This window comes from Pseudomonas sp. KCJK8993 (assembly GCF_046230915.1).
Lineage (GTDB): Bacteria > Pseudomonadota > Gammaproteobacteria > Pseudomonadales > Pseudomonadaceae > Aquipseudomonas > Aquipseudomonas piscis.
The window spans coordinates 1-15,323 of the sequence record NZ_JBJJLO010000090.1; the positions used below are offsets into that span (position 1 = coordinate 1).

Annotated in this window: 14 protein-coding genes; 6 read left to right on the plus strand and 8 right to left on the minus strand. The window is 66.9% G+C overall.

Going from position 1 to position 15,323, the window contains the following annotated elements; all coding sequences use genetic code 11:
* The first annotated feature begins 173 nt into the window (after positions 1-173).
* From ACK6AU_RS23405 to ACK6AU_RS23415, 3 genes are all read left to right on the plus strand, one after another.
* Positions 174-974: a LuxR C-terminal-related transcriptional regulator gene (locus ACK6AU_RS23405; RefSeq protein WP_409301686.1), complete on the plus strand. Its 801-nt coding sequence runs from the start codon at positions 174-176 to the stop codon at positions 972-974.
* 189 nt (positions 975-1,163) lie between these two features.
* Positions 1,164-2,288: a class II histone deacetylase gene (locus ACK6AU_RS23410; RefSeq protein ID WP_409301688.1), complete on the plus strand. Its 1,125-nt coding sequence runs from the start codon at positions 1,164-1,166 to the stop codon at positions 2,286-2,288.
* Positions 2,285-3,466 (plus strand): MFS transporter, encoded by a 1,182-nt coding sequence (locus tag ACK6AU_RS23415; protein WP_409301690.1) that lies wholly within the window; start codon positions 2,285-2,287, stop codon positions 3,464-3,466. Before ACK6AU_RS23410 ends, ACK6AU_RS23415 begins: the two co-directional genes overlap by 4 nt.
* Before the next feature lie 37 nt (positions 3,467-3,503).
* Here the strand turns inward: ACK6AU_RS23415 and ACK6AU_RS23420 are convergent, their stop codons facing one another.
* Positions 3,504-4,388 carry a Dyp-type peroxidase gene (locus ACK6AU_RS23420; RefSeq protein ID WP_409301692.1) on the minus strand — a complete coding sequence of 295 codons (885 nt, stop codon included), beginning with the start codon at positions 4,386-4,388 and terminating at the stop codon, positions 3,504-3,506.
* A gap of 205 nt (positions 4,389-4,593) precedes the next feature.
* On the minus strand, positions 4,594-5,628 hold the full coding sequence (locus ACK6AU_RS23425) for an AraC family transcriptional regulator (protein ID WP_185700814.1): 1,035 nt from the start codon (positions 5,626-5,628) through the stop codon (positions 4,594-4,596).
* A gap of 261 nt (positions 5,629-5,889) precedes the next feature.
* Between ACK6AU_RS23425 and ACK6AU_RS23430 the strand changes: the two genes are divergently transcribed.
* Positions 5,890-6,837 (plus strand): transporter, encoded by a 948-nt coding sequence (locus ACK6AU_RS23430; RefSeq protein ID WP_185700813.1) that lies wholly within the window; start codon positions 5,890-5,892, stop codon positions 6,835-6,837.
* Positions 6,838-6,997: 160 nt separating this feature from the next.
* On the opposite strand, the gene ACK6AU_RS23435 is transcribed toward ACK6AU_RS23430, so the two are convergent.
* The 4 genes from ACK6AU_RS23435 to ACK6AU_RS23450 all read right to left on the minus strand — a co-directional run bounded on the left by ACK6AU_RS23435 (position 6,998) and on the right by ACK6AU_RS23450 (position 10,633).
* The gene (locus tag ACK6AU_RS23435; protein ID WP_409301715.1) at positions 6,998-8,206 is read right to left on the minus strand and encodes a DSD1 family PLP-dependent enzyme; all 1,209 of its coding nucleotides are present in this window, start codon (positions 8,204-8,206) and stop codon (positions 6,998-7,000) included.
* A gap of 85 nt (positions 8,207-8,291) precedes the next feature.
* Positions 8,292-9,602 (minus strand): D-arabinono-1,4-lactone oxidase, encoded by a 1,311-nt coding sequence (locus ACK6AU_RS23440; protein ID WP_409301717.1) that lies wholly within the window; start codon positions 9,600-9,602, stop codon positions 8,292-8,294.
* 103 nt (positions 9,603-9,705) lie between these two features.
* Complete coding sequence (locus tag ACK6AU_RS23445) at positions 9,706-10,113, minus strand: cytochrome c5 family protein (RefSeq protein ID WP_185700812.1); 408 nt, start codon at positions 10,111-10,113, stop codon at positions 9,706-9,708.
* A 223-nt stretch (positions 10,114-10,336) separates the two neighbouring features.
* Positions 10,337-10,633 carry a hypothetical protein gene (locus tag ACK6AU_RS23450; RefSeq protein WP_409301695.1) on the minus strand — a complete coding sequence of 99 codons (297 nt, stop codon included), beginning with the start codon at positions 10,631-10,633 and terminating at the stop codon, positions 10,337-10,339.
* Here ACK6AU_RS23450 and ACK6AU_RS23455 point away from each other — a divergent pair.
* The gene (locus tag ACK6AU_RS23455; protein WP_185700811.1) at positions 10,632-12,257 is read left to right on the plus strand and encodes an NADP-dependent glyceraldehyde-3-phosphate dehydrogenase; all 1,626 of its coding nucleotides are present in this window, start codon (positions 10,632-10,634) and stop codon (positions 12,255-12,257) included. The genes ACK6AU_RS23450 and ACK6AU_RS23455 overlap by 2 nt on opposite strands.
* A gap of 115 nt (positions 12,258-12,372) precedes the next feature.
* On the plus strand, positions 12,373-13,413 hold the full coding sequence (locus ACK6AU_RS23460) for an FUSC family protein (RefSeq protein WP_409301719.1): 1,041 nt from the start codon (positions 12,373-12,375) through the stop codon (positions 13,411-13,413).
* Here the strand turns inward: ACK6AU_RS23460 and glp are convergent.
* Positions 13,410-14,615 (minus strand): gephyrin-like molybdotransferase Glp, encoded by a 1,206-nt coding sequence (gene glp / locus ACK6AU_RS23465; protein ID WP_409301698.1) that lies wholly within the window; start codon positions 14,613-14,615, stop codon positions 13,410-13,412. The genes ACK6AU_RS23460 and glp overlap by 4 nt on opposite strands.
* Positions 14,612-15,151 carry a molybdenum cofactor biosynthesis protein B gene (moaB, locus tag ACK6AU_RS23470; RefSeq protein ID WP_185700809.1) on the minus strand — a complete coding sequence of 180 codons (540 nt, stop codon included), beginning with the start codon at positions 15,149-15,151 and terminating at the stop codon, positions 14,612-14,614. The genes glp and moaB overlap by 4 nt, the downstream gene beginning before the upstream one ends.
* Positions 15,152-15,323 lie beyond the last annotated feature (172 nt).

Here is a 15,323-nt window from a genome sequence, read left to right on the forward strand (position 1 = left end):
TCTTACAAGAATCGTACGAAATCTCTGAACACCACTCGTCCGATCGAGCGCTGGGCAAGCGGCGGCGGGCCTTGGCGAACAGGGCGCCGCGCAAATCTTGGCCAAGCCCGAGATGGCACTGCATTTGCTGCCAATACCGACAGCCGCCCAGAACACGCGAACGGGGGATACCCATGCAACTGACCAAGCCGCTGGCGAAGTGGGAAATGGCCGACTGGCACCAGATGCTCGCCAGGTTGCTGGAGAACAGCGCCCACCCGGGGTTCCCGGACTTGCTGTCGTACTCCCTGCAGTCCTTGCTGGCCCACGACAACGTGGTCATCAAGTCCTATCGCGCAGGCTGCCGTCCGCAGATCCTCTACGAGGACTATCCCGCCCAGCACCACGAACGCTACATCGCGCGTTACCTGGACGACATCTACCGCCTGGACCCGGTGTCCTGCTCCATCGTCGATGGCCGCACCAGCGGCATCCTGCGCATCAACCAGCGCACCTGCCAGCTGCGCGACACCGATTACTACCGGCACTACTACCAGGAGCTGGACCTGGCCGATGAAATCGGCGTGCTGGTGCCCGTCGATGCCCAGACCACCCTGGTCATGTCCATCGGCAGGCGTTCGCGCTGCCTGGCCAGCACCCAGGAGCTGCAAGCACTGCACAACATCTACCCGATCCTCCAGCACCTGCTGCGCAGCTACAGCGACCAGCATCGCGCACCGCCCAGCACCACCAGCCCCCTGGAGCAGGCACTGGCGACTTTTGCCGGGGAACTCCTGACCCCGCGGGAGCGGCAAGTGGTGAGCCTGATGCTGCAAGGCAACCCCGGCAAGCTCATCGCCCGGCATCTGGGCATCAGCCCCGGCACGGTCAAGGTGCATCGACGCAATATCTACGCACGCCTTGCGGTGTCCTCGCAGATGCAGCTGTGCGACCTGTTTCTCAAGCAAGCCTCACGCCCACCTGCCCTGGCGTGACGCTCGCCCCGGCCAAGGCTGTTTCCGAAGGAAACACTTGCCCTGGGGCCAGGCCAAGGAGCGCCTGCCGCCCCTACCTCCTCGGGTGTATTTATCGATGGCCCCAGCCTTTCTAACCTCGGCTCGCACCCTCCCCGACAGCACCCCGAGAACCGGCGTACTCCCGTGCGCCAGAGAGGCAATGACTCCATGCAAACGGCACTTGTCTGGCACGAGCTCTACATGTGGCATTCCACCGGCAACCATGCCGGCCTGTTCGCCCCCGGCCTGCAGATCCAGCCCGGCCTGCACTTCGAGAACCCGGAAAGCAAGCGGCGGCTGAAGAACCTGCTGGATATCAGCGGCATCACCGAACAACTGCTGCCGATCAAGCCCAGGCCCGCCACCGACGAACAACTGCTGCGCGTGCATGGCGCCGACTACCTGCAATACCTGCAAGGCCTCAGCGACCGGCAAGGTGGCGACGCCGGCGACAATACGCCGTTCGGCAGCGGCAGCTTCGAGATCGCCAAGCTCGCCGCCGGCGGGGTGATCGAGGCCGTCAAACAGGTGCTGCGTGGCGATGCGCGCAATGCCTACGCCTTGGTCCGCCCGCCTGGACACCATGCCGAAGCCGACCGTGGACGCGGCTTCTGCCTGCTGGCCAATGCCGCGCTCGCCGCCCATGAAGCCCTGGCGGTGCATGGCCTGGAACGGATCGCGGTGGTGGATTGGGACGTGCACCACGGCAATGGCACCCAGAGCATTTTCTGGGACGATCCACGGGTGCTGACCCTCTCCCTGCACCAGGACGGCAACTATCCGCAGGATTCGGGCAAGGTCGAGGAACAAGGGGCAGGCGCCGGCCTGGGTTTCAATCTCAATATCCCGCTCCCCCCGGGCTCAGGGGAAGGCGCCTACCTGCATGCCTTCGACGAAATAGTGCTGCCGGCCCTGGCCGCCCACCGTCCGCAACTGATCCTGGTGCCCTGCGGGTTCGATGTCGGGGCCCACGACCCATTGGGCCGCATGCTGCTGCACAGCGAGGCCTACCGCAAACTGACGGCCCGGCTGATGCTCGCCGCCGAGCGCCTGTGCGACGGGCGCCTGGTGCTGTGCCACGAAGGCGGCTACGAGGCCAACTCGGTGCCGTACTTCGGCCTGGCGGTGATCGAGACCCTCAGCGGCCTGCAAAGCGGTATCGCCGATCCCCACCTGAGCGCCATGCGCGCCCTGCCGGGCCAGGAACTGGCCGAACACCAGCGGCAGTGGATCGCCCAGCTCAAGGCCAGCCTGCATTCACCGCTGCTGGAGCAGCCGGAGCGAGACTCATGAGCGTGCCATCCGCTCCAGCCATCGACATGGCGCAAAGCCGCGACCGCCTGCGCCTGCTGGCGGTGCTCCTGTTCTCCGCCATCGGGCCGCTGGTGCTGCTGACGGCACCGGCCCTGGCCAGCCGCTACATCGTCGAACTGGGCATGGATAACCGCCAGGTCGGCTGGCTGTTCAGCCTGGAGTTGGGCGCCATGGCCATCTCCACCCTGCCGACCTACCTGTGGATGCGCCGCTACGACTGGCGCTGGATCGCCGGCCTGGCCGGCAGCCTGTTCCTGTTGGGCAACCTGTTCAGCGCCTGGCTGATGAGCGAGCCGAGCCCCGGCTTCGGCCTCCTGGCCGCCCTGCGATTTCTCACGGCCTTCAGCGAAGCCGCGCTGGTGCTGGTGTGCCTGGGCACCGCCGGAACCTTGCCCAACGCCACCCGCGCGTTCGGCCTGTGGGTCACCGGGCAGCTGGTCCTGGCGGCGCTGTGCCTGCAGTTCATGCCATGGCTGTTCGAGCACTGGGGCGTTTCCAGCTTCTTCCTGCTGATCGCGCTGTTCACCGCCTTGATCTTGCCGCTGGTGCTTTCCCTGCCCGCCGGGAGTCACGACGATAGCCGCCCACTGCCGCCACGCCAGGCCCAGGCGATGCGGCTCAAGGTCTGCCTGGGCATGCTGGCGATCTTTCTTTTCTACTTGAGCCTCAGCGGCATCAGGACCTTCGCCGGCGAACTGGCACGCCTGCGCGGCATCAGCACCGGCGACAGTGCCAGCGCCCTGGCGACGGCTTCATTGATGGGCGTGGCGGGCGCGGCCATGGCCAGCTGGATCGGAGCCCGGGGCCGGCGTGCCTGGCTGCTGGCCCTGGGTTACCTGGCCATGACCGCGGGCTTGTGCGGCCTGCTCGGCGAGATCTCCACCTGGCGCTACCTGCTGGCGGCCTGCGCCTTCAAGTTCGCCTGGACCTTCGCCCTGCCCTTCCTGCTCTCGGCGATCAGCGACTACGACCGCCAGGGCGGCAAGCTGGTGGTGCTGGCCAACCTGGCCATTTGTGGCGGCCTGGCCGTGGGCCCGTCCCTCGCCGCCTGGCTACTGGGCGATACCCTGGACTTTGGCCTGCTACTGCTGGCCTCCATGGCGATCTGCGCGCTGTCGTTCCTGGCCATCCTGCCGCTGGCCGGCAATCGGCGTTAGCTGCCATGCGCCCCTGGGCGGCGGGGTGGAGTGCCAGTCAGGCCGCTTGCAGGGCGCGCAGGTCGAGCTTGCCGTCCAGCAGTGGCGGGCACCAGTAGTAGCCACCGGTGATCGGCCGGCTCATGCGGTACAGGCCATCGGTGATGCCGTCCTCCAGGCCGCTCATGCGCCGCAGCTGGGCTTCGAAGGCGCTGAAGGAATGGCCGAAGGCGAGGAACATCAGGCCGCCCTTGTCACCTTCGAGCCACGGCATCGAGCGCCGTACGAGGAAGGCCTCGGGGGCGAAGCTTTCCTGGGCCGTGCGCTTGACGTGGGCCGAGACCGGAGCGTCGTCCAGTTCCTCGTTGTCGCTCAGGCGCCGGCCCATGATGTTGTCACGCTCTTCGGGCTGCATCGCGGCAAACCCCTTGAAATCATGCTGCCACTGCTGGATCGCGGCGAAGCTGCCACCGCGCAGCCCGGCCTCGCCAACGGCCAGGGCCGCCGTGGCTGCTGCCTCGTCCTGGGGGTTCTCGGTGCCGTCTTCGTAGCCGGTCAGGTCATGGCCGGTCTTGTGGCGGAAGGCCTCGTTCATCTGCACCAGGCGAAAGGCCGGGGCCAGCGCGGCCTCCAGTTCATTGCTGCGGTGCATCAGCTCGCCTCGCTCGTCGCCATGCAACCAGACCCACAGGGCGTGCTGGGTCGAAGGGTTATCGACGCCGACCCCGGTCAGTCCGGGGAAGGCCTTCAGTCCTGGCACACGAGCCCCCAGGGCCTTGACCAGCGAGGCACCGAACCCGGCCACGGCGCTGGCGCCATCGATCCGCGCCAGCAATTGGTCGAGCGCCTGGGGCAACGCCGCGATGGACTCGAGGGCGAAAAACAGGTGGCGGGCCTGGGACGGAACGGGGGCAGCGAGGATGCCGGACTGGTAGTAACTCATGGGAACTCCTGAATGAAAGCGCGGAGTTTACCGCCGCCGCAGGCCGTGCGCGACCCGCAGGATCACCTGGATCTTGCGATCGCTGAAGGGCCCGCGGCCCTTGACGCAGCCTCGCCCTGGCTCGACAGCGGCTACACCGGATTCGCGTAGCCGCTGCCGCAGGCTGCGTACGGGCGCGCAGCGGCCGCAGAAACGCCAGACCCGCTCAATGCAACGCCGCGTCTTCGCGAAAGGCGCTGGGGCTCAGGCCGGTCCAGCGCTTGAAGGCCCGGCGAAAGCTGCGCACGTCGCTGTAGCCCACCTCTTCGGTGATGCGCTCGATGGACAGTTCGGGGTTGCCCAGCAGGTTCAGGGTCCGCGCCTGGCGCACCCGTTCCAGCAGGGTCTCGAAGGTCAGGCCGTGCTCGGTCAGGCGCCGGCGCAGGGTGCGCCCGCTCATGTTCAGGTCCCCCGCCACCTGCTCGATATGGCTGCCGGAGCGCAAATCCCGGGACAAGGCCCGCTCCACCGCCTGGATCAGGTCCATCTTCTGGTGCACCTGGGCGCTTTCCAGCTCCAGCAGCTTGAGGGCCTGGCGCAGCGCCACCGGATGGTGGTTGGGCAGCGGCGCCTGCAACCAGCGGGCCTCGATCACCATGCGCGCGTGCAGGCAACCGAAGTGCACGTTCGGTCCCAGCAACTGGGTATAGAGCCCGGCATAGGCCGGCGCGGCATGCATGAACTCCACCCGCAGCGCCTGGAAGTCAGCGCTCAACAGCGCCCGGCCATAGATCAGCAAACTGGCGAAGAACTCCTCGGCGGCGAAGATCTGCACCTCGCCGTAGGGCAACCGGCATTGCAGCTCGACGAAGAACTCCTCGCCCTGGCGCCCGATATCGGCACTGACGATGGTGCCCGAGGTGTGTTGGTGGCGGATGCCCAGTTCGAAGGCGTCGCCCAGGGTCCGGCACAGGGACAGGGCATGGCCCAGCAGGCCCAGGGTGCCCAGCACGTTGCGGCTGCCGACCCACAGCCCAAGCCCTTGCTGGGGCAACGCGTCCAGGGCCCGTTCGATCATCGCCACCGCCTGGCGGTAGGAGATGCGCAGGGTCGGGTCCTGCAGGTCCTCCTGGGTGAAGCCCAGGCCCCGGCACAGGCGCTCGGCGCTGATGCCCTTGTCGTTGGCGACATCGGCCAGGGTCTGCAACAGGAAAGGTGAAACCAGTGCCAGCTGGTCATGGGGATCGACGGCTTTGTTCATGGAGGCGATTCCGGGCCGCTTGGGCGGCTGTTCTTATTTTGTCGGGACAACACCGCTGCCAAGGCTGCACCGGCCAGGCCAAGCATATCCCTTCCCACAGGCTTTGGCGGAGGAATGTAACAAGGCATTGCAAAGTGTCCGACAAAGTCCCCCTGGGTGGCCGCCAATACCCTGCCCCACGAACCGGCCAGGGCTTATTTCTATGGGGCGGCCGGTGCCCCCGCCGCTGCCCTCCTACTAACAATAAGAATGAGCCCAACCATGCACCCGACCCGTCCCAGTTTTCCCCTGCGCCCAGGCCTGGCCCTGGTCCTGGCCACGTGCTGCGTGAGCGTCCAGGCCACCGAGTCCGGCGTCGACAACATCGGTCCCGGCACCGACGGTTTCTACGTCCTGCCGCTAGGGTCCGACCAGCTTCCGGACCACATGTTCTCCTTCAACCTCTACTACAACCACTACCAGGCGAAGAAGCTCGACATCAGCTCCATGGGCGGCAAGGTCCCGGGGGTCAAGATCACCTCCGACGCGATCATCCCGCGCCTGGACTACCTCAGCCCGATACGCATCTTCGGCGGGCGCCTGGGCGGCTACGCGGCCCAGCCCTACCTGCGCCAGCAGGTGGCGATGTTCGGCCAGAGCGACCGCCGCGAGAGCATGGGCGACACCACCCTGGCGCCGATCATCCTCTGGGACATGGGCCCCGACCTGACTCTGGCCGCGGCCGTGGAGGTGACCCTGCCCACAGGCGAATACGACAAGGAGCGGATGGCCAACACCAGCAACAACTTCACCACCTACAAGCCTCTGTTCTCCATGACCTGGCTGCCCACCGAGCGCACCGAGCTGTCGTTCAAGAGCACCTACAGCTTCAACAAGGAGAACCACGCCACCCACTACCGCTCCGGGCAGATCTTCCACTTCGACTACTCGGCCAGCTACCGGGTGACCGACGACCTGAGCCTGGGGCTCAACGGCTATTACCTGAAGCAGACCACCGACGACAAGCAGTTCGGCAAGACCGTGACCTTCATGGGCGAGGACGTCAGCGACGGCGTGCGCGGCCAGGTATTCGCCATCGGCCCGGCGCTGCACCTGCGGTTTCTCAAGTACGCCAGCGCCGAGATCCGCTGGGCCAAGGAGTTCGATGTGGAGAACCGCCCCGAGGGCGACATGCTCTGGGCCAAGCTGACCATTCCTTTCGCCCTGTGAGCCCGCTCGGCGGCTGCCGGTTTCGTGCAGCCGCCGCAGGCTGCGCATGGCCTGCAAGGCCACGGCGGTCCAGGCATCGCTGAAGGTCCTGCGGACCTTGGCGCAGCCTCGCCGTGGCTCGACAGCGGCTACAGGCTTCGGGTAGCCGCTGCCATGGGGGTCAGGCGTAGACCGGCCAGCGCTCGACGATGCGCCCGCCGCGCAGGGCCAGCAGGTCGCCGAACTGCAGCAACACCGCTTCGCTCTGCTGCGGGCGCAGAAAGATATGGTCGTCCACCGCCAGGCCCACGGCGCTTGAGCCGTTGACCATTTCTTGGTTGGAGCTGCGACCGAACAGGCCGTTGCTCTGCAAGCCCGCCGGCGATTCGAAATCCGCCAGCCAGTGCCCGCCGTAGATGAAGAAGGTCTCGCGCTGGTTGCTGTCCCACCAGGACAACAGCCGTGACTTGTCATCCAGGGCCGGGACCCGCACCGGCCCGGTGCTCTTGAGCACCGGGGTGGCGATGAACGCCGCCGGCTGGTGCTGTTCCAGGGATGGCAGGTCGTAGTGGCTGGGCTTGAGCATCGCCGTGCCCACCGAGACCTCGGTACTCAGGGATTCCTGCTCGTGCCGCCGATAGCTGGGGCTGCCGGCCGTGTTCAGGGTCAGGCCCGCGCGCCACAGCGCCGGGTACTGCTGGCGGGTGAAGTCGACGAAGCCTGTGTAGATCGCCATGACCTTGGCGAACAGACCTTCCGGCGAGCCGAGGATCCCCGGCACGCCCATGTCGACGAACGGGTCGTACCCCATGAACCCGGCGAATTCCAGGTGCTGCGGGTGAGCGGCGATCAACGCCAGCATCCGCCCCAGGGCCGCGTTGTCCGCCACCCCGCCACGGTGCAGGCCCACATCCAGCTCGATATTGATGCGCATCCTGGTGCCCAGGCCCTGGGCCAGCGCCAGGTATTGCTGCAGGCGCTCGGGAGTATCCAGCAACCATTGCAGTTGCCGAGCCGGATCGAACGGGCCCTGGTGCTGCTGGTAGAACAATTCGGCGGCGCGCACCGGCAGCGGCTTGCCCAGGAGGATGTCGGCGTCGGCGAAGACCTGGGCATCGTGGTTGAGGAACGGCTGGTGGAACGACATCAAGCGCCGGGTCCCGGCACGCTGGGCGATATAGGCCAGCAGCCCGGGCGACGGCAGTGATTTCTCCACCAGGCGCAGGTGCTTGCCGCCGCGCTGCACCGATTGCTTGACCACGTCGATGTTGTGGTCCAGGCGATCGAGGTCGATCAGCATCACCGGCTGCATCGGCCCGTTGGCCTTGAGCTCGCGATTGAGCCCGGCGAAATAGGCATCGTAGGGCGCGCCCCGCTCGCCCGGCCGCAGCCAGGCGCCGACACCCGCCAACAAGACGCCGGCCCCCAGGGTGCCGGCCATGAAACGACGACGGTTCATGGTGCTGATCTCCGCTTCATGCCACCCCCAGCACCGAGGCCAGGTGGGCGTTGATGAATGTGCCGCGTGGGTCCAGCTCCTGGCGCACCTTGGCGAAAGCCTGCCATTGCGGGTACAGCGCCTGGAGGTGGCGGGCGTTGAGGCTGTGGTGCTTGCCCCAGTGCGGGCGCCCCTGGTACTTCCAGAAGATCGGCTCCACCGCGGCGAAAAAGTTGTGGTGGTCCATGCTGTAGTGCTGGTGCACCGAGATCGAGCAACTGTCGCGCCCCTCGAACATGCTCAGGGGAATGTCGTCGGCCTTGACGTAGCGGTACTCGATGGGAAACCAGGTGCGCAGGTCCTTGTCATGGATCAGCGCGAGGATCTCGCGCAGGCAGGCCGGCCCCAGGTGCGCCGGCACCGAGTACTCCATCTCGTTGAAGCGCACGCTGCGCACGTTGGCGTAGACCTGGTAGGAATCGCCCACCCGTTCATCGAAGCTCGCCAGCCAGCGCAGGCTGTTGAGCAGGTGGCGGCGGGTGTCGGGAAAATCGCTGACGTACTTGTCCAGGTTCTCGATCAGGCTGACGAACTCGTTGCCGCCCTCCTCGGCCGGATCGCGAGGCGCGGTGGCCGGGTCCGTGGTTTCGTTCAGCGCCACCGCCAGGGCGTAGTCGGAATGGGTGACCACGAGCATTTCCCAATGCTGGTTGCTGCGGGTCAGGTGGTCCATGTCCTCCAGCAGTTCGTCGGTCTTGGCGATCCACTGCTTCTCCCGCAGGCGATAGGCCTCGCGGTTCTGCAAGCGCACCCGGGTCGTCACCCCCAGCGCCCCCAGGGACGCCCGCGCGGCATGGAACACCTCGGCGTTACGCTGGCGGTCGCAGTCCAGCACCTGGCCAGCGGCGGTCACCAGTTGCAACCCGCAGACCTGGCTCGAATAGGAACCGAAGCCGACCCCGGTGCCATGGGTCGAGGTGGCAATCGCCCCGGCCAGGGTCTGGTAGTCGATATCGGCCATGTTCCACAGGGCCTGCCCCACCGCCTTGAGCGCCGGCCCCATGAGCGACATCGGCGTACCGCCGGCGAACTCCGCCTGCAGGGTCTTGGGATCGTGCTCCAGCAGGCCGTTGAAATAGGCCAGGGACAGCAAGGTGCCGTCGGTGGGCACCAGGGCGCTGAAGGAGTGCCCCGAGCCCACCGGACGGATCTTGCCCGGGGCCTTGCGGATCGCCTGGACCAGCTCGTCCAGGTCCTTGGGCGCCAGGCGTGCCTCAGGCAGGCAGCTTTGCGCGCCGGACCAGTTGCGCCAGGGAATCAGCCGCGGGGCGCGGACCAGTTCGGCCATCAGCGGGTTGCTGCACAGCGCGGTGAATGCGCCGAGGGCGCCGGCCCCTTGCAACAGGCGACGGCGAGAGAGGTGCATGACCATGGAAGGTGACCTTGTATTTTTATTGGAATGAATGGCCGGACATGAAGCGGATCAGCGCCAGGAACTGCTCTTCGGAACACTGCATGCACTGGCCCATGGGCGGCATGCCCTGGTAACCGTTGATGCTGTGGTCCAGCAGGGTATCGGCGCCCTGGGCCAGCCGCGGGGCCCAGGCCTTGGCATCGCCGGCCAGCGGCGCGCCGGAAGCCGGGTTGGCATGGCACAGCTTGCAACTGCTGTCGTAGATCCGCGCCAGGTCCGGGTCGGCCGGGCTCTGGCGAGTCGCGTCAACGCGCCCGGAAGCCGGCGGCTCGGCATCGCCGCAAGCGCCCAGGGACAAGCCCAGGGCCAGTACCAGGGCGCCGCGACAGGCCGGGGCGAGCAAGCGCCGCAACGGGGGGAAAAACACAAGGGTGACGCTGGGCATAGGCAGTCCTCGGGGCAGCCGGGCAAAGGGTCGATCCCGGCCATGGGATCCACCTCACAGGGCAACACTAAGGCACCGGAGCCCCCGGGTTGAGGGCATTGGCGGCCAGCCAAGGGGACTTGGCCGGACAGCCGGCCAAAGCGCCCGGCCTGTGCTCGAACCGCCTGCGGCCAAGGCTTGGCGCAGGCCGCCGAGAACAGTTGCCGGGCATTCGCTGAAACGTTTAATCTCGAACCATGACCGCCTGCCGGCCGAGCGCAGAAACTGCTGAAGAACCCGGCCGTTCAGGCGTATAACAGGCCATTGAAAAACATGGGCGAAGCAGCCAGCGCAAGGCGAAAACAGGCGAAAAAGCGCCGTTTACCCCAGGTAAATGAGCATTTTGACCGGGCTGGCGCACCAGACTGTTTTCAACGCAGCGATGGCAACGCAGGTCGTTTTTCAACAGCCTGATAAACCCAGGAACGACGAATCGCCTGTCATCCGCGCCAGAGCCATTTCCAACACGGGGTAGAGTCATGACCACAGCCAAAGTCCTCAGCAACCTGTTTCCAACCGCCAGCGACATCCCCGAAGCCTATCGCCTGCCCGACCCGGTGGAGCAACGCGACTACCTGGTGGATGGCCAGCTGCGTATCTGGAACGGCCCCCTGGCCCAGGTCCGCAGCCCGATCTACCTCACAGGCGCCGACGGCGACCGGCAGGTGATCCTCGGCAGTACCCCGTTGTTGGATGCCGACACCGCCCTCAGCGCCCTGGACGCCGCCGTGCGCGCCTACGACCGGGGCCAAGGCGCCTGGCCAACGATGCGCGTGGCCGAGCGCATCCAGCATGTGGAGGCCTTCCTGGCGCGCATGCGCGAGCAGCGCACCGCGGTGGTCAAGCTGTTGATGTGGGAGATCGGCAAGAACCTCAAGGACTCGGAGAAAGAGTTCGACCGCACCTGCGACTACATCGTCGACACCATCGGCGCGCTCAAGGAACTGGACCGGCGCTCCAGCCGCTTCGAACTGGAGCAGGACACCCTCGGCCAGATCCGCCGCGTGCCCCTGGGCGTGGCCTTGTGCATGGGGCCCTACAACTACCCGCTCAACGAGACCTTCACCACCCTGATCCCGGCGCTGATCATGGGCAACACCGTGGTGTTCAAGCCGGCCAAGCTCGGCGTGCTGCTGATCCGCCCATTGCTGGAGGCGTTCCGCGACAGCTTCCCGGCCGGGGTGATCAACGTCATCTACGGCAGCGGCCGCGAGACCGTCAGCGCCCTGATGGCCAGCGGCAAGATCGACATCTTCGCCTTCATCGGCACCAACAAGGCCGCCAGCGACCTGAAGAAACTCCACCCCAAGCCGCACCGCCTGCGCGCGGCCCTGGGCCTGGACGCGAAGAACCCGGGAATCGTGCTGCCCGATGCCGACCTGGACAACGCCGTCAGCGAAGCCCTGACCGGCGCCTTGTCGTTCAACGGCCAGCGCTGCACCGCGTTGAAGATCTTGTTCGTCCACGAAGCGGTGGTGCAGCGCTTCATCGAGCAATTCAATGCCAAGCTGCACAGCCTCAAGCCGGGCATGCCCTGGGAGCCCGGCGTCGCCCTGACCCCGCTGCCGGAGAACACCAAGGTCGACTACCTGCAGGGCCTGGTGGCCGATGCCCAGGCCCATGGCGCGCAGGTGGTGAACCCCGATGGCGGCGTGTCCCGGGCCTCGTTCTTCTACCCGGCGGTGCTGTACCCGGTGAACCCGCAGATGCGCGTGTACCACGAGGAGCAGTTCGGCCCGGTGGTGCCCATCGTGCCCTATCGCGACCTGGAGACGGTGATCGACTACGTGCTGGAGTCGGACTTCGGCCAGCAACTGAGCCTGTTCGGCAGCGACCCGGCGCAGATCGGCAAGCTGGTGGACGCCTTCGCCAACCAGGTGGGGCGGATCAATATCAACGCCCAATGCCAGCGCGGCCCGGACACCTTCCCCTTCAACGGCCGCAAGAACTCCGCCGAGGGCACGCTGTCGGTCCATGACGCGCTGCGCACCTTCTCGATCCGCACCCTGGTGGCCACCAAGTTCCAGGCGCGCAACAAGGAGCTGATCAGCGACATCATCCGCAACCGCGACTCCAGCTTCCTGACCACCGACTACATTTTCTAGCAAGGCCCGGGGGCCTGCCTGGCAGGCTCCCTCCACTCGCTGCCTTTCACCCACCACAGGAGAAACCGGTCTGGGCCCGTTCAAACACCTGCGGGGCACACGCCTGCCCTCCTGGCTGCGCCATCTGCTGCGGCCAGTGCTCGACCCGTACCGGCGTTATCGCCATGCCCGACTGATCCACGCGGTGCGGGTGGTCCTCGGACTGATCGCCACGATCCTCCTGACCACCGGCCTGAACCTGCCCCACGGCGAATGGGCCTCGGTGACCATGCTGGTGGTGATCGGCGGCCTGCAGCACCACGGCAACATCGGCAAGAAAGCCGCCGAGCGGGCCATCGGTACCCTGGTGGGCGCCGGGGTCGGCCTGCTGCTGATCGTGCAGCAGGCGTACTTCGGCCAGCCCTGGCTGACCTACCTGGGCATGTCGGCGGTCTGCGGTTATTTCTCCTACCACGCCATCGGCAAGGGCGGCTACACCGCGCTGCTGGCGGCGATCACCGTGTTCATCGTCGCCGGCCATGGCGACAACCAGGTCAGCGACGGCCTGTGGCGGGCGGTGGATATCCTGATCGGCATCGCCCTGGCCCTGGCGTTTTCCTTCGCCATCCCGCTATACGCGGTGTACTCCTGGCGCTACAACCTGGCCGGCGCCCTGCGCGACTGCGCGCAGTTGTACGGGCGGATCACCAAGGGCCAATCGGTGACCGACGACGAGCACCTGAGGCTGCTCGGGCGGGTCAACAGCGCCATGCTGCAACTGCGCTCGCTGATGCCCTCGGTGTCCAAGGAAGTGCGGATTTCCATGACCGAGCTGGACGCCATCCAGCGCAACCTGCGGATGTGCATCAGCACCCTGGAGATCCTCGGCAATACCCGCCCCGATGCTGGCGACCGCCAGGCCATGGCGCAGATGCAACTGGGCCTCAAGGCCGAGCACCGGCAGATCCGCATGCACCTGGTGGGCATGGCCCGGGCCCTGCAGTCAGGCATTACCCAGCGCCTGGAAAAACCCCTGGAGGCCAGCCCGGGCAATGCCCTGGAAGCACCGGCGCACTCGGCACCGGATGGCTACCGGCTGCTGACCCGGCAGTTGGTGGCGACCCTCGGCGAGATGCGCCAGCGCCTGGCCAAGAGCGCCCGGCACTGGAAGATCTAGAACAGCTCTCTGAACGGAATGAAGCGCGCCAGATCCCCGGCCTGCAGGGTCCGCCCTTCGGGAATCTCCACCAGGCCATCGGCCCAGCAGGCCCCCAGCAGCACCCCGGAGCTCTGGTTCGGATAGAGCACCGCCCGCCCCTGCTCCAGGCGCGCGCGCAGGTACTCTCGACGGCTGCCGGCCCGGGTCCAGTCGAAGGCCACCGGCACCATGACGCCCAGAGGCTCGACCTCGCCCACGCCCTGGATGCGCAGCAGGTAGGCACGGGCCAGCAGGCCGAAGGTCACCAGGGCCGAGGCCGGGTTGCCCGGCAGGCCGATCACCGGCACCTGGCCGAAGTAGCCCACGGTCAACGGTTTGCCGGGCTTGATCGCCAGTTTCCAGAACAGCGGCCGGCCACTGTCGCGCAGCACCTGGCCCAGGCAGTCGGCATCGCCCGCGGACACTCCGCCCGTGGTGAGGATCAGGTCGGCCCCATGCTGCAGTTGCTCGAGCCGTAGCCGGGTCTGCTGCGGCTGGTCCGGCAGGATCCCGGCATCGATCACCTCGCAGCCCAGGGCATCGAGCCAATGCCGGAGCAAGGTACGGTTGCTGTTGTAGATGCAGCCTTCGCGCAGCGGCATGCCCGGCTCCAGCAGCTCGTCACCGGTGGACAGCAGCGCCACCCGGGGCTTGCGCACCACCGGCAACCGGGTACAGCCCTGGGCGGCGGCCACCGCCAGCTCGAAGGGCCCTAGGCGCGTGCCGGCCTCGAGCAGTACCTGGCCGGCGCGGTTCTCCTGGCCCTGGGGACGGATGTTCTGCCCCGGCTTGAGCGCCTGGGTAAAACGCACCCGGCCATCATCCAGCCGCTCGACGTTCTCCTGCATCTCGACGCAGTCGGCGCCGGCGGGCACCGGGGCGCCGGTGAAGATCCGCGCGCAGGTGCCCGGCTGCAACGGCGTACCGGGCCGACCGGCGAACACCGTCTGCGCCACCAGCAGGGGCTGGCCGTCCCAGTGGGCAAGGTCCAGGGCGTAGCCGTCCATGGCGCTGTTGGGCCAGGGCGGCAAATCCAGGGTCGCCACCAGGTCGCAGGCCAGGACCCGCTGCCGGGCCTGGTCCAGGGCCAGCTCCTGGCTCTGGTCCAGTTGCCGGGCATCGGCCATGGCCAGCAGGCTGGCCAGCGCCTGCTCCACCGGCATCAGCTTGCCCTGGCTCATCCGCGGGACTCGCAGGCCTGCACCGGCTTGAGGTGCGGGACGAAGTTGCACGGCCGGTGCCGGGCATCCAGCTGCTCGGCGAGGATGCCTTCCCAGGCGGTCCGGCAAGCGCCGGTGGAGCCCGGCAGGCAGCACACCAGGGTGCCGTTGGCCAGCCCGGCCAGGGCCCGGCTCTGCACCGTGGAGGTGCCGATATCGAGGATCGAGATCGCACGGAACAACTCGCCGAAACCATCGATGCGCTTGTCCAGCAGGCAGCCCACGGCTTCCGGGGTGCTGTCGCGGCCGGTGAAGCCGGTGCCGCCGGTGATCAGCACCACCTGGATGCGCTCGTCGGCGATCCAGGTCGCGACCTGGGCGCGGATCTTGTACAGATCGTCCTTGAGCAGGTTGCGCTCGCTCAGGGTGTGCCCGGCTTCGAGCAAGCGGCTGACCAGCAACTGCCCGGAGGTATCGGTGGCATATTCCCGGGTATCGCTGACCGTCAGCACGGCAATATTCAAAGGTACAAACAACGCATCCGCCTTCACGCTCATGTCACTCTCCGACCGCCAAGATAAAAATCATGGACCCAGGCTAAAGGCCGCAAAGCGCGGCTGTCTAATCGTTCTGGCTGACCGGATTATCGACCCGCTCTATCGTCGCCAGGCCCGTGTCAGGGCCTGATAAGCCGGATCGATCAGCCATTCGAATGTTCCGATTGGACGC

Bases quoted from the DNA above. Each gene is read 5' to 3' on its own strand.
- ACK6AU_RS23440 (WP_409301717.1), bottom strand. From the start codon at position 9,602: ATGGCCGAACTGGTCCGCGCCCCGCGGCTGATTCCCTGGCGCAACTGG.
- ACK6AU_RS23455 (WP_185700811.1), top strand. From the start codon at position 10,632: ATGACCACAGCCAAAGTCCTCAGCAACCTGTTTCCAACCGCCAGCGAC.
- ACK6AU_RS23445 (WP_185700812.1), bottom strand. From the start codon at position 10,113: ATGCCCAGCGTCACCCTTGTGTTTTTCCCCCCGTTGCGGCGCTTGCTC.
- ACK6AU_RS23415 (WP_409301690.1), top strand. From the start codon at position 2,285: ATGAGCGTGCCATCCGCTCCAGCCATCGACATGGCGCAAAGCCGCGAC.
- ACK6AU_RS23450 (WP_409301695.1), bottom strand. From the start codon at position 10,633: ATGACTCTACCCCGTGTTGGAAATGGCTCTGGCGCGGATGACAGGCGA.
- ACK6AU_RS23425 (WP_185700814.1), bottom strand. From the start codon at position 5,628: ATGAACAAAGCCGTCGATCCCCATGACCAGCTGGCACTGGTTTCACCT.
- moaB (WP_185700809.1), bottom strand. From the start codon at position 15,151: ATGAGCGTGAAGGCGGATGCGTTGTTTGTACCTTTGAATATTGCCGTG.
- ACK6AU_RS23430 (WP_185700813.1), top strand. From the start codon at position 5,890: ATGCACCCGACCCGTCCCAGTTTTCCCCTGCGCCCAGGCCTGGCCCTG.
- ACK6AU_RS23420 (WP_409301692.1), bottom strand. From the start codon at position 4,388: ATGAGTTACTACCAGTCCGGCATCCTCGCTGCCCCCGTTCCGTCCCAG.
- glp (WP_409301698.1), bottom strand. From the start codon at position 14,615: ATGAGCCAGGGCAAGCTGATGCCGGTGGAGCAGGCGCTGGCCAGCCTG.
- ACK6AU_RS23410 (WP_409301688.1), top strand. From the start codon at position 1,164: ATGCAAACGGCACTTGTCTGGCACGAGCTCTACATGTGGCATTCCACC.
- ACK6AU_RS23405 (WP_409301686.1), top strand. From the start codon at position 174: ATGCAACTGACCAAGCCGCTGGCGAAGTGGGAAATGGCCGACTGGCAC.